This is a genomic window from Thalassotalea mangrovi, from assembly GCF_005116735.1.
GTDB classification, from domain to species: domain Bacteria; phylum Pseudomonadota; class Gammaproteobacteria; order Enterobacterales; family Alteromonadaceae; genus Thalassotalea_A; species Thalassotalea_A mangrovi.
Genome location: NZ_SWDB01000004.1, coordinates 120632 through 133568 on the forward strand (window position 1 = coordinate 120632; position 12937 = coordinate 133568).

The 12937-nt window shown below is 47.2% G+C and carries 12 protein-coding genes; 4 read left to right on the top strand and 8 right to left on the bottom strand.

The window, feature by feature from the left end; translation table 11 throughout:
* Positions 1–66: 66 nt before the first annotated feature.
* Positions 67–3990 carry a phosphoribosylformylglycinamidine synthase gene (gene purL, locus E8M12_RS02320; RefSeq protein ID WP_136734464.1) on the bottom strand — a complete coding sequence of 1308 codons (3924 nt, stop codon included), beginning with the start codon at positions 3988–3990 and terminating at the stop codon, positions 67–69.
* 151 nt (positions 3991–4141) lie between these two features.
* Between purL and mltF the strand changes: the two genes are divergently transcribed.
* The gene (mltF, locus tag E8M12_RS02325) at positions 4142–5521 is read left to right on the top strand and encodes a membrane-bound lytic murein transglycosylase MltF (protein WP_136734465.1); all 1380 of its coding nucleotides are present in this window, start codon (positions 4142–4144) and stop codon (positions 5519–5521) included.
* A gap of 245 nt (positions 5522–5766) precedes the next feature.
* Complete coding sequence (locus E8M12_RS16520; protein ID WP_281277701.1) at positions 5767–5889, top strand: hypothetical protein; 123 nt, start codon at positions 5767–5769, stop codon at positions 5887–5889.
* Between the two features lie 81 nt (positions 5890–5970).
* On the opposite strand, the gene tadA is transcribed toward E8M12_RS16520, so the two are convergent.
* Complete coding sequence (tadA, locus tag E8M12_RS02330; protein WP_136734466.1) at positions 5971–6477, bottom strand: tRNA adenosine(34) deaminase TadA; 507 nt, start codon at positions 6475–6477, stop codon at positions 5971–5973.
* Positions 6478–6775: 298 nt separating this feature from the next.
* On the opposite strand from tadA, the gene E8M12_RS02335 reads away from it, so the two are divergent.
* Complete coding sequence (locus E8M12_RS02335; protein WP_136734467.1) at positions 6776–6994, top strand: phage shock protein B; 219 nt, start codon at positions 6776–6778, stop codon at positions 6992–6994.
* Here the strand turns inward: E8M12_RS02335 and hemW are convergent.
* The 6 genes from hemW to E8M12_RS02365 all read right to left on the bottom strand — a co-directional run bounded on the left by hemW (position 6989) and on the right by E8M12_RS02365 (position 11837).
* Positions 6989–8134: a radical SAM family heme chaperone HemW gene (hemW, locus tag E8M12_RS02340; protein ID WP_136734468.1), complete on the bottom strand. Its 1146-nt coding sequence runs from the start codon at positions 8132–8134 to the stop codon at positions 6989–6991. The two genes, E8M12_RS02335 and hemW, sit on opposite strands and share 6 nt — an antisense overlap.
* Positions 8135–8137: 3 nt before the next feature.
* Entirely contained in the window at positions 8138–8737 is a 600-nt protein-coding gene (rdgB, locus tag E8M12_RS02345; protein WP_136734469.1) for an RdgB/HAM1 family non-canonical purine NTP pyrophosphatase, read from the bottom strand.
* A 101-nt stretch (positions 8738–8838) separates the two neighbouring features.
* The gene (locus E8M12_RS02350; RefSeq protein WP_136734470.1) at positions 8839–9282 is read right to left on the bottom strand and encodes a DUF4426 domain-containing protein; all 444 of its coding nucleotides are present in this window, start codon (positions 9280–9282) and stop codon (positions 8839–8841) included.
* A 304-nt stretch (positions 9283–9586) separates the two neighbouring features.
* The gene (locus E8M12_RS02355; RefSeq protein ID WP_136734471.1) at positions 9587–10135 is read right to left on the bottom strand and encodes a YggT family protein; all 549 of its coding nucleotides are present in this window, start codon (positions 10133–10135) and stop codon (positions 9587–9589) included.
* Positions 10136–10177: 42 nt separating this feature from the next.
* Complete coding sequence (gene proC, locus E8M12_RS02360; protein ID WP_136734472.1) at positions 10178–11008, bottom strand: pyrroline-5-carboxylate reductase; 831 nt, start codon at positions 11006–11008, stop codon at positions 10178–10180.
* A gap of 142 nt (positions 11009–11150) precedes the next feature.
* Complete coding sequence (locus E8M12_RS02365) at positions 11151–11837, bottom strand: YggS family pyridoxal phosphate-dependent enzyme (RefSeq protein WP_136734473.1); 687 nt, start codon at positions 11835–11837, stop codon at positions 11151–11153.
* A 42-nt stretch (positions 11838–11879) separates the two neighbouring features.
* On the opposite strand from E8M12_RS02365, the gene E8M12_RS02370 reads away from it, so the two are divergent.
* Positions 11880–12923, top strand: a complete 1044-nt coding sequence (locus E8M12_RS02370) for a type IV pilus twitching motility protein PilT (RefSeq protein WP_136734474.1) — start codon at positions 11880–11882, stop codon at positions 12921–12923.
* The last annotated feature ends 14 nt before the right edge of the window (positions 12924–12937 follow it).

Consider the following 12937-nt stretch of genomic DNA (forward strand, 5'->3'; position numbering starts at 1 on the left):
TACAGCTTAAAGCTTGTAGCCTGCAACTAAATTGAAAAAAGCGCCCTGAGGCGCTTTTTTTGTTCGTTAACCGACAAACTTTCTGGCGTTGCGGAACATGCGGACCCAAGGTGAGTCTTCCTGCCAGTCATCCGGGTGCCATGAATTCGCCACGGTTCTGAACACGCGCTCAGGGTGTGGCATCATGATGGTGACGCGACCGTCGGTAGTGGTCAGTGAGGTGATACCATCCGGAGAACCGTTCGGGTTCGACGGGTAAGTTTCCGTTACCTGACCATAGTTATCGACATAACGCATCGCTACGGTACCCGAGTCATTGGCGGTTGCAATGGCCTGTTCCGATGCAAATTCCGCACGACCTTCACCGTGAGACACAGCGATTGGCATACGTGAACCTTCCATGCCCTTAAAGAAGATAGATGGGCTTTCCTGAATTTCTACCAAGGAAAAACGGGCTTCGAAACGCTCAGATTTGTTCTGTACAAAACGTGGCCATGCTTCCGAGCCAGGGATAATCTCATGCAGGTTCGACAACATCTGACAACCGTTACAGACGCCTAACGAGAACGTATCTTCACGATGGAAGAAGGTCTTGAACATCTCGCGGGCCTGGTCGTTGAACAGAATCGATTTCGCCCAGCCTTCACCAGCACCTAAAACGTCACCGTAGGAGAAACCACCACAGGCAACCAGACCTTTAAAGTCAGCCAAATCGACTCGGCCAGCCAGAATATCGGACATATGGACATCAACGGTGATGAAACCTGCACGATCGAATGCCGCCGCCATTTCCACGTGCGAGTTAACGCCTTGCTCACGCAGAATCGCAACTCGAGGGTTGGTTTCGTTTTCTGCATCGGCAGCGATGTGCTCGGCGACGATATCTTCGTTGAGGTCAAAAGTCAGGTTGACGTTCAGGCCCGGATCTTCGGTATCAAACTTAAGCATATGCTCTTGTTCAGCACACTCTGGGTTATCACGCAAAGATTGCATTTTATAGGTGGTTTGCGCCCATACTGTGCGGAAGTGAGTACGACTGTTGGTCAGTACTTCCTTACCGTCACGGCTGAAGCGAATCTGATCTTCATTATTCAAACGACCAATGTCATTACAGTAGCTGAGGATGCCATGCTCTGCCAAGATAGCGTGGACAGCATCAACATCGGCTTCACGAATTTGAATGACTGCACCTAACTCTTCGTTGAACAGGACACTTAAATCATCACCAGCAAGCTTGCTGATGTCGATATCCACACCGGTATGACCGGCAAATGCCATTTCGGCGACGGCGGCAAACAAACCACCGTCCGAGCGATCATGATAAGCAAGCAGTTTCTGTTCACGAACCAGGCGCTGAATCGCATTGAAGAATCCTTTTAAAACTTCCGGGTCGTCAACATCCGGAGTCTCAGTACCAAGCTGTTTGTAAACCTGGGCCAGACATGAACCACCCAAACGGTTTTTACCGCCGGACAGGTCGATAGCAACGATACGAGAATCGCCTTTATCGTTGCGAAGCTGTGGCGTTACCGTTTTACGGATATCTTCGACACGGCCAAAGGCAGTGATAATCAATGAAAGTGGTGCGGTAACGGCTTTATCTGCGCCGCTCTCGTCCTGCCACTTGGTTTTCATTGACATGGAATCTTTACCTACCGGGATGGTCAGGCCTAGGGCTGGACATAATTCTTCACCAACCGCTTTAACGGCTTCGTAAAGACCGGCATCTTCGCCTGGGTGACCGGCAGCGGCCATCCAGTTAGCAGAAAGCTTGATGCGGTTTAAATCGCCAATATCGGCACTGGCGATATTAGTTAGTGACTCTGCCACGGCTAAACGTGCTGAAGCGCCGTAGTTAAGCAAGGCAACTGGCGTGCGCTCACCCATTGACATGGCTTCACCATGGTAGCTATCAAGTGCAGCAGCGGTAACCGCACAGTCTGCTACAGGTACCTGCCACGGACCAACCATCTGGTCACGATTAACCATACCGGTTACGGTGCGGTCACCAATGGTGATTAAGAAGGTTTTCTCAGCCACGGTCGGCAAGCTTAAAATGCGATCGGCAGCATCATTTAAATCAACGTCTGCCAGCGACAATGCTTTACCCGCCTCGCTCTTACTTTCCACCTGGCGGTGCATTTTCGGCGGCTTACCAAGCAATAAATCAAGCGATAAATCGATTGGTGTATTCTTATTCGCATCATCGGCAAAATGCTCATCGGTTAGGGTCAGGTGCTCTTCTTCAGTAGCGTAACCGACAACCGCAAACGGGGCGCGCTCACGTTCGCAAATGGCTTTAAACTCATCCATGCGCTCAGGCGCAACGGCTAATACATAGCGTTCCTGAGATTCGTTACACCAGATTTCCAGTGGCGACATACTGCGCTCATCGTTTGGCACATTGCGCAGTTCAAATTTACCACCGCGGCCACCGTCGGATACCAGCTCTGGGAAGGCATTTGACAGACCTCCAGCACCCACATCGTGGATAAACAGAATTGGGTTGTCATCACCTAACTGCCAGCAGCGGTCGATAACTTCCTGGCAACGACGCTCCATTTCCGGGTTTTCCCGTTGCACCGAGGCAAAGTCGAGATCTTCGTTTGACTGACCTGAAGCCATCGAAGATGCCGCACCACCACCAAGGCCGATGTTCATCGCCGGACCACCTAATGCGATCAGGTTAGCGCCAACGCAGATTTCGCCTTTTTGAACGTGCTCTTCGCGGATGTTACCTAAACCACCGGCGATCATGATTGGTTTGTGGTAACCACGAACCTCTTCACCGTTGAACGAATGTACCTGCTCTTCGTAAGTACGGAAGTAACCGAGGATATTCGGACGACCAAATTCGTTGTTAAACGCGGCGCCGCCTAACGGACCTTCAATCATAATATCCAGCGCCGATACGATGCGGCCTGGCTTGCCAAAGTCGGTTTCCCACGGCTGTTCAAAACCAGGAATACGAAGGTTGGATACGGTAAAACCAACTAAACCCGCTTTTGGCTTGGAACCAATACCGGTTGCCCCTTCATCACGAATTTCACCACCAGAACCTGTGGCGGCTCCTGGATAAGGTGAGATAGCAGTAGGGTGGTTGTGGGTTTCCACCTTCATCAGGATATGAATGTCTTCCTGGGTATATTCGTATTCTTTGCTTACCGGATTCGGGAAAAATCGACCGGCTTCAGAACCCGTCATTACCGCCGCATTATCTTTGTAGGCACTTAACACGTAGTCGCTGTTTTGCTCGTAGGTGTTCTTAATCATTTTAAATAATGATTTATCCTGAGCAACGCCATCGATAGTCCAGTCGGCGTTAAAGATTTTATGACGACAGTGCTCTGAGTTTGCCTGGGCGAACATATACAATTCGATATCGTTCGGGTTGCGGCCTAGCTTGGTGAAGTTTTCTACCAGGTAGTCAATCTCATCGTCTGCTAATGCCAGGCCTAAATCGATATTGGCTTTGGCCAAAGCTTCACGCCCACCAGCGAGAATATCGACCGAGGTCAATGTACCCGGCTCGGCGCTGGCAAATAACGATTCAGCTTGCTCAAAAGACGCAAAAACCACTTCCATCATCCGATCGTGGAATAAGGCTGTTAACACACTGGTTTGTTCAGCAGATAGTTCTTTGCTGGTTTCTACGTAGTAGGCGATACCACGTTCAAGTCGGATGATTTTATCTAAGCCACAGTTGTGAGCGATGTCGGTAGATTTGGAAGACCAGGGGGAGATGGTGCCGGGGCGGGGGGTAACGAGAAACAGAGTACCTTGTGGTTCGTGCTCTTCTATCGTTGGTCCGTAGGTCAGCAGCTTCTCTAATTTACTGAGCTCATCGCTGGTCAATGCCGCACTATTGTGCGAAAAGTGCATGAACTCTGCGTAAACGTCGGTGACGGGCAGGTTCAATTGCGCACATTGCGCCAGGAGTTTTTTTATTCTGAAATCGGATAACGCCGGAGCGCCGCGTAGGATTTCCATAAACTAAATACCATGGTTAGATTGAAGGGGAAATTTTGCTGCGCATTATAGAAGAAAAGATGACCTTTGATAAGATAAAAACCCCGCGAAAACGCACTAAATCTAAAAAGTGCTGTAAAAATTTCTGAATTCGCGACACAATAAAATTGCTATGAAAAAATTTATCCTTACTGTTCAATATGTTCGCCTGTTGTTTATCGGGCTTATTATTTGCTCCCTGGCAGCTTGTAAAGACCCTGGGCATACAACCTCGCTTGCCAGTATCCTTAAGCGAGACGTGGTTCGGGTTGGCACATTGCAAGGGCCGGCAAACTATTATCGTCAGGCCTCGAATGAGGCTGGTTTTGAATTTGAACTGGCGCGTAAATACAGCCAATACCTTGGCGTCGAGCTCGATATGGTGGTTGCAGACAGTCTGAGTGAGCTATTGCAAAAATTGGATAGTGGGCAGGTCGATATACTGGCTGCGGGGCTGAGCGTAACCGAGCAACGATTAGAAAATTATCGATTTGCACCAAGTTACACAGAGGTCTCCCAGGAATTGGTGTTTAAGCAAGGCGGAAAATGGCCTAAATCGATTAATGAAATCGACGGCAAGCTGATGGTTGTTCAGGATTCCTCTCATGCACAAAGCCTTGAACAACTGCAAAAGCTTGAGCCGCAGCTAAGCTGGCAGGAAACTGATTCTCATGATAGCGAGGAACTGCTCAACGCGGTTGCCGACGGAGACATTGATTTTACCATTGTCGATTCCAATACCCTTGCATTAAATCAACCCTTGTATCCACAAATCAATGTGGCGTTTACCATTGAAAAATCACAACCGATAGCCTGGATGTTAGCCAGGGATGCCGATGATGCATTACTCGCCTCCTTGGTTGAGTTTTTTGGAACCTCGCACCATGACGGTACATTGCTCACGTTACAGGAAAAGTATTTCACCGATGTGACCAGAATCGTCGCACTGGATAACAACGGCTTTATCAGCGCCGCGAAAGTTAAGTTGCCTCAGTTTGAGTCTTTGTTTCGTCGCCATGCTGAAGGCATGGACTGGCGATTACTGGCGGCGATTGCCTATCAGGAATCCCAATGGCAACCTACCGCCCGCTCCCACACGGGGGGACGGGGCATTATGATGTTAGACAAGAAAACCGCACGGCAACTGGATGTGCATTCGCGACTGGATGCGGCGCAGAGTATTCGTGGCTCCGCCAAATTATTTCAGCAAATGTTTGCCCGTATTCCGCAGCGGATTGATGAACCGGATCGGCAATGGTTTGCTTTGGCCGCTTACAACATTGGCTGGGGGCATCTCGAAGATGCCCGACTCTTGACAGAACAGCAAGGGGGCGACCCTGATCGCTGGCTGGATGTGAAAGCAAGTTTACCATTGTTAAAGCAGCGTAAGTATTATCAACAGGCAAAATTTGGTTATGTCCGTGGTGATGAACCGGTTCGCTATGTGGAAAATATCCGCGCTTATTACGACACATTAGTGCATTTGGATGAACAAAATTTGCATCAGGACTAAGGCCCGCCGATCGTTATTAACGAGTTGAAATAACGCGTTTATTTCATTTTTTGGTACTTTGCATGATGATTGCAAATCCGTACTCGACAATTTAGTCACAAAAATGTCATATTGGTTTTGTATAATTAAAGGGTAGTACCTGCTGGCTACGTTAACACCTGTCTGAGATGGATCTGGATGGTGAGCTCAATTCAGGAAATGTTCATCGAGCTCCGTAGCGGCGGGTTAACGCAACGGAGGTTGTTATGAAAAGAAAAACCCTACGAGCTAATCATCGACGTCGTCAGGCCCGTTCGACTCATCGTAAAGTTAATGCGCGTTATCGGGTATTTTACCGGGTGGTGCTGCAAAATCAGGATGCTGCCTGAAACCGCGACATGAATAACAATGGCCATCACCAGCGAGTAATGGTTATGCCCCAGTCAAATTGCAGATCAAATTAATCGTTCCTAAGGTGCCTTGCGCTGCGCACGCTTCGCCTGTTTCTTCTCATCCCGGCGTTTCTTAAAAAACGCCGACAAGTTGGCCGAGCACTCTTCCTGAAGAACACCAGCAGTTATCTCTACCTGATGGTTCAGTTGACCACTTTGTACCAGGTTAAACACCGAGCCACAGGCACCGGTTTTTAAATCACTGGCACCATAAACCAATCGTGATATCCGACTATGAACCAGTAAACCCGCACACATAGGACAGGGTTCAAGCGTTACGTACAAGGTACAATCAAGCATGCGGTAATTATTGAGAATATCTCCGGCAGCCCGCATTGCCTGCATTTCTGCATGGGCAGAGGGATCGTTGAGAGAAATGCTTTGGTTACAGCCCCGGGCGATGATTTCATCGTTATGAACCAGCACTGCTCCCACTGGAATTTCTCCCAGCGACGCTGCCCGCTCAGCCTCGACCATGGCTGCTCGCATAAATTCCTGATCCCGTGCCTGCATATCCTGATTCATTGATCACTCTGCCATCTTAATTGATTGGGTATGTATTTCGGTGAAAGTTGGTAAATTTTACTAATTATTAGCCCTGCCTGTCTAAAAGTTTGCCGCTTTTGACCTTGTTTTTTAAATCTATACATAGTCAACCTGATGTATTTATTGTTGTTTTTCAATTATTGATGGCTTTGGTCTGGTAATTGCTTATTCTATAGTAGGTATAAACTCTCGTTGCATTGGGCTAGCTGATGGTTAACGTACGTCAGAATGCTCAGTAAAATGGCTGCCACGAATTGAATTAAGGAAATATTTATCGATGTCTGTGTTTAATTTTATCGTCATTATTGTCGTCGCTTCGCTGATTTTTGCATATTTTAATGAGCGACAAAGAATTCAGTTGAACCAAAAGAATTCTGATGATCAGAATGATGCCCTGGCAAATGAAATCGAAGAGCTACGACAGCGTATTGCCACCCTGGAAAAAATCGTCACCGATAAAGGCTATGACTTGAAGGATGAAATCGATCGCTTATAAGAACAATGCCAGCAGGTCGTTGAGATAGCGGTGGCCATGCGGTGTAACCTGATACTGACCAGCATTTTCCTGCAACAGGCCTTTGCTTAATCCTTCCTGCAATGGCTGGGTCAGGATACCTGCGCTTAACCCGGTGGTTTGTTGAAAGTCTTGCAGGTCAAATGGTTTAAACAGGCGCAGGCGATTCATCATGTATTCAAATGGTCGTTCCGCCTCCGCCACCTGGTGCCAGTGATCCAGAGCTTTTCGTTCTGGCTGTAAATATCCTTTCGGGTGTTTGATTTTTACGGTCCGGTGAATGGTCTGTGCGTTGACGTCACTGATCTTGCCATGGGCACCACAACCTATTCCCAGGTAATCTCCGTTTTGCCAGTAATTGAGGTTATGACGGCTTTGATACTCTTGTCCCCGGCTAAATGCGGAAATCTCATATTGTTGAAAGCCTGATTTACTCAGCAATTCAAACCCCTGTTCCTGGATATCCCACAAAATATCATCCTCAGGCAGGGTAGGCGGCTTCGATGAAAAGGCAGTGTTTGGCTCTATGGTTAACTGGTACCAGGAAAGGTGATGTGGATTAAGGTCGATGGCCTGACGCAAATCGTCTAACGCATGAGCAACATTTTGCTGTTCCAGGCCATGCATTAAATCGAGATTAAAACTTTTTATGCCAGCCTGATGCGCGAGCTCTGCAGCCCGGATCGCCTGAGATGAATCATGAATTCGGCCGAGTTTAAGTAATTTATCTGAGGCAAAACTCTGCACGCCGATAGATAATCGATTCACACCGGCATCGGCAAATCCCTTAAACTTACCGGCTTCAACAGTTCCTGGGTTGGCTTCAAGGGTGATCTCTGTGTCGGTATTAAGTGTTAATCGTTCACTCACACCATCGAGGATTGTTGCGATCCCTTTGGCCGAAAATAAACTCGGGGTACCGCCACCAATAAAGATAGAGTGCACAGGCCGGTCAATTTGAAAACGGGCAATATCATCGTCGAGATCCTGCATTAAGGCATCAATATAAGCGGGTTCGTCAATATCCTGTTTTAACGCGTGGGAATTAAAATCACAATAGGGACATTTCTGTACGCACCAGGGGATATGGATGTAGAGCGACAGTTTCGGTAATACCAGCATCAATTAACTCTGTTGCTCAAAATAGGCCAGTAGTTTCTTAAGCGCTTTACCCCGGTGACTTAACTGATTTTTTACTGCTCTTGGCAGTTCTGCGGATGTACACTTGTGGGCATCGACCCAAAAAACCGGGTCATAGCCAAAGCCCTGATCACCCTGAGGCTCAGATACTATGCTACCTTCCCAGGTCCCCTGACAGATAACCGGCGTAGGATCATCGGCATGGCGCATATACACCAGTACGCATTGAAATCTTGCACTGCGTTGATCAGTGCCTGCGGCCGACATTGCAGCCAGCAATTTTTGGTTGTTGGCGCTGTCATTTCCCGCTTCTCCAGCATATCTTGCTGAATAAATTCCCGGTTGACCTTGCAGGTAGTCGACTTCTAAACCCGAGTCATCGGCAATGGCGGGTAATCCGGTACATTTGGCGGCATGGCGGGCTTTAATTATGGCATTTTCAACAAAGGTGGTCCCGGTTTCAGGGACGTCAGGTACATCATAGTTACTCTGTGGTAACACTTCGATATGCTGCTCCGCCAGTAATTCCGACAGCTCTACGACTTTACCGGGATTACCCGTTGCTAACACCAGCGTTTGTTTCATTATCCTGCCCGCTATTTCACATTAAATGTGCGATACACTAAAAATGCGGCATCATACCGCATTTCAATTTTGATACCAATGGATGGATTACCGTCCGGGCTTTATTCATCCACGTAAAATTTCTGGGTGAATTTTAGTTGCTGCTCATCACCATCATGATTGATTAAAATATCGAAGCGATAAGTTTCATCATTCGGATACTCTACCGTTGCCAGATAATAAATGGCGTCACCTTCAGTCACTTTATTAAATTCCAGATTTATGGTCTGGCCTACCAGGTTAGTAGCAGTACCAGAAATACCTACTGAAAGAGCCTTTTTATCCTCACCGGTGGTATCCAGGGCCACGATATTGATCAATCCCCGATAGCGGCTGCGCTCAATTTTATAACTGCTGGCAACTTCAGGGGTTAAAAAAGAGGTGGGTATGCCTATAAAGTGCACTTCCATATCACCTAACTGTTTTACATAGGTCTCTGCTGGCTGCGCAGTTATCAGGCTGGAAAAGAATAAGGATGAGAGTAGAACGATCCAGGGTTTAAACATTGTATTTCCTCACACGCCAATCTAGCTATAGATATGTGATCAATTGGTATTAATTATAACAGCTATCCACTAAAGCGATGTTAACCGGGAAAGCGTGAACCGATATCGCAGTTGAGCGATGTTTTATTTATCTCGCTTCAGTAAATAAATAAAGTAATTCAGCATTTTATATCATTTCTCAAAAAATTAAGAGGAGAGTTTCAAGCCGGCTAATGTTATTGGCCAACGTGACAGGCAAACAGCAATAACCTTTAAAGTTGGGATTATTGCTGTTAACACGAAAGGAAACGATTAGGGAGTGGGATTACAGGATGCGCCAGATTGGCAGCAGGCCGGCGATAAACAGGTTGAGAAAGTTCAGCGCAACCAAAGCAATCAGAACCGATAGATCGAGTCCACCCAAGTCGGGTAATACACGACGGATTGGATTAAGAATGGGCTGAGTTAATTGATGGAAAACCAGTTGAATGGGATTGCCATGCTGTACCACCCAACTCATCAAGGCCATGAGTATCATTACCCAAAATACTAAAAATCCTGCTTGTTTTATCGTAAAGAGTGCGCCAATCAGGACAAAGGACAGAACATCAATGGGGGCGCCATTTAATAGTGATAGGACGACAAATTTACCGATTCCAACCAGTAATGCGACCACCAGGGTGGCAACATCGACGCCACCAAATCCTGGAATCAGGCGACGAAACGGGTTTACCACAGGAGCCGTTGCTTTCACAACAAACTGACTGAAAGGGTTATAAAAATCTGCGCGGGCAGCCTGTAACCAGACCCTGAGTAACAGGATCATAATATAGGTATCAAACAGGAAGTTAAGCAGAAAATTGACGGCTTCCATGAATTCTCCAAAGTTTATTTTTGATATAAGTTCAGTATACGTTTAGGAATTATCTTTAGCCATTTCAACGGCGCGGTCGATTGCCGATTGCATCGCCTTGTCGACTAGTTCAGCTAAACCGCCTTGAGCAAAGGTCGTTAGTGCCTGTTGTGTGGTGCCGCCTTTTGAGGTGACATTCTCACGCAGGGTCGAAATATCCAGATCATCATTCTCAACCACCATGTGAGCAGCTCCCAGGGCGGTTTGTTGGACCAGTTTTCTCGAATCCGCTTTGCTGAATCCCAGAGCCATGGCTTTATTTTGCATCGCTTCCATAAATGCGAAAAAATAAGCGGGAGCGGAACCGGCAACGGCGATTAAGTCATCGATCTGCGCTTCACTGTCCAGCCACTGAACGATACCAACACTCTGCATCAGTTGATCGGCAAACTGTCGCTGATTCTCAGATACCTCGCCTGATGCATACATGCCACTTACCCCGAGACCGATTTGCGATGGTGTATTTGGCATACAACGAATAACTGGCGCAGCAAATCCCAATGCTGCTTGCATGGGAATGATATTAACGCCGGCGGCAACACTGATAAAACATTTACCGCTTAAATCTGTGCTGTCAGCGAGCTGTTGACACACTTGCTGGATCAGATGGGGTTTTACCGCTAACACTACCACGTCGGCGTGCTGACATGCCTGGATGTTATCGGTCGTGATATTGATACCAAGATTGTTTTGTAACGTCTCAAGTTTGGGCATGCTTGGATTGGCGGCAATAATGTTCGATGCCGGATAGCCATTAGATACAAGACCAGCAATAATGGCGCCACTCATGTTTCCGGCGCCGATAAAAGCTACTGTCTGATGTTCATTGGTCATTGGGTTTCCTTGAGTTGTTTTTTAGCTGTAAGCCGCAAGCTTTAAGCTGTAAGCGGTTTTGTTGTTTTTCTTTATGGCTTTTGGCTCAGCGTTTTGTCTGATTGATTCTAATTTCTAGTGTCTCATTTCTCGCGACCAGATTCTAATTCCGTTGTCCAAAAATTGCGGTACCGATGCGAACCATGGTCGAACCGCAGGTGATCGCCTGCTTCATATCACCGCTCATACCCATCGATAACGTATCTACATCAGGGTAGTGTTGTTGCAATGTCTTAAACAAGTTTTGCAAGGCGTTAAATTGTTGTAAACATGTTTCGATATTATCGGTTTTTTCGGGTATTGCCATCACGCCCCGCAGGCGTAACTGATTGCAGTTGCTGATAAAATCCGCAAGTGCAAGTAATTCATCGGGGTTAACACCTGATTTACTTGTTTCGTCGCTAATATTCACTTGTAAACAAACGTTCAGGGGGGTAATGTTAGGGTCACGTTGTTCATTCAGGCGTTTTGCGACTTTTTCCCGGTCAACACTATGAACCCAGGAGAAATTTTCCGCAATCAGGCGTGTTTTATTGGTCTGAATTGGCCCGATAAAATGCCAGGTCAGGTCGGTATTGTGGGCGAGTAGCTGAATTTTTTCGACAGCTTCCTGTACATAATTCTCACCAAAATCCCGTTGGCCGGCGTCAATAGCCTGCTGAATCAATGATGCCGATTTTGTTTTGCTGACTGCCAGTAAAGTGACAGACTGAGGCGCCCGCTTTGCCTGCTGGCATGCCTGAATGATCTGTTGTCGAACCTGTGTCAGCCGGGTAGCAATTTCTGTCATGTTTTATTTCTTTATAACAATGATTATAACTTAAGGGAATGTATGGATATTACCGAACTATTAGCATTTAGTGTCGAACACAATGCATCCGATTTACATCTATCTACAGGCATGCCCCCCGCCATTCGAGTAGACGGTGATGTACGTAAAGTTAACGTACCCGCTCTTGAAGATAAAGACGTCAACGCGCTGGTTTACGATATTATGACCGATCGCCAGCGTAAAGAATACGAAGAAAATTTGGAAGTGGATTTTTCCTTTGAGGTGCCAAACCTGGCACGTTTCAGGGTAAATGCCTTCAATCAGAACCGTGGGCCTGCAGCGGTATTCCGTACCATTCCCAGTGAAATATTGTCTCTCGATCAATTAGGTTGTCCCGATATTTTCAGAACCATCGCCGAGAATCCGCGTGGGTTAGTATTGGTCACCGGTCCTACCGGTTCCGGTAAATCAACTACCCTGGCGGCCATGGTAGATTATATCAATGACACCAAGCGTGATCATATTCTGACCATCGAAGATCCTATCGAATTCGTCCACCCAAACAAACAGTGTTTGATTAACCAACGGGAAGTGCACCGTGACACCTTGAGCTTCAACAACGCCTTGCGTTCCGCACTTCGTGAAGATCCGGACGTTATCCTGGTTGGTGAGATGCGTGACCTGGAAACCATTCGCCTGGCCATGACCGCAGCAGAAACCGGTCACCTGGTATTTGGTACTTTGCACACCACATCAGCACCGAAAACCATTGACCGTATTATCGATGTATTTCCGGGTGAAGAAAAAGATATGGTTCGCTCAATGCTTTCCGAATCCCTGCGTGCGGTAATCTCACAAACCCTGATCAAGAAAGTGGGTGGTGGCCGGGTGGCTGCACACGAGATAATGGTTGGTGTGCCGGCGATTCGAAACCTGATTCGTGAAGATAAGATTGCACAGATGTATTCGGCGATTCAAACCGGTATGCAACACGGTATGCAGACGATGGATCAATGTTTACAGGACCTGCTTAGCCGCGGCATGATTTCGCGCGAAGATGCGATGGCCAAAGCGGTTGATAAGAACCAGTTCAAAGTGTACTAATCCGAGGCTTTCCC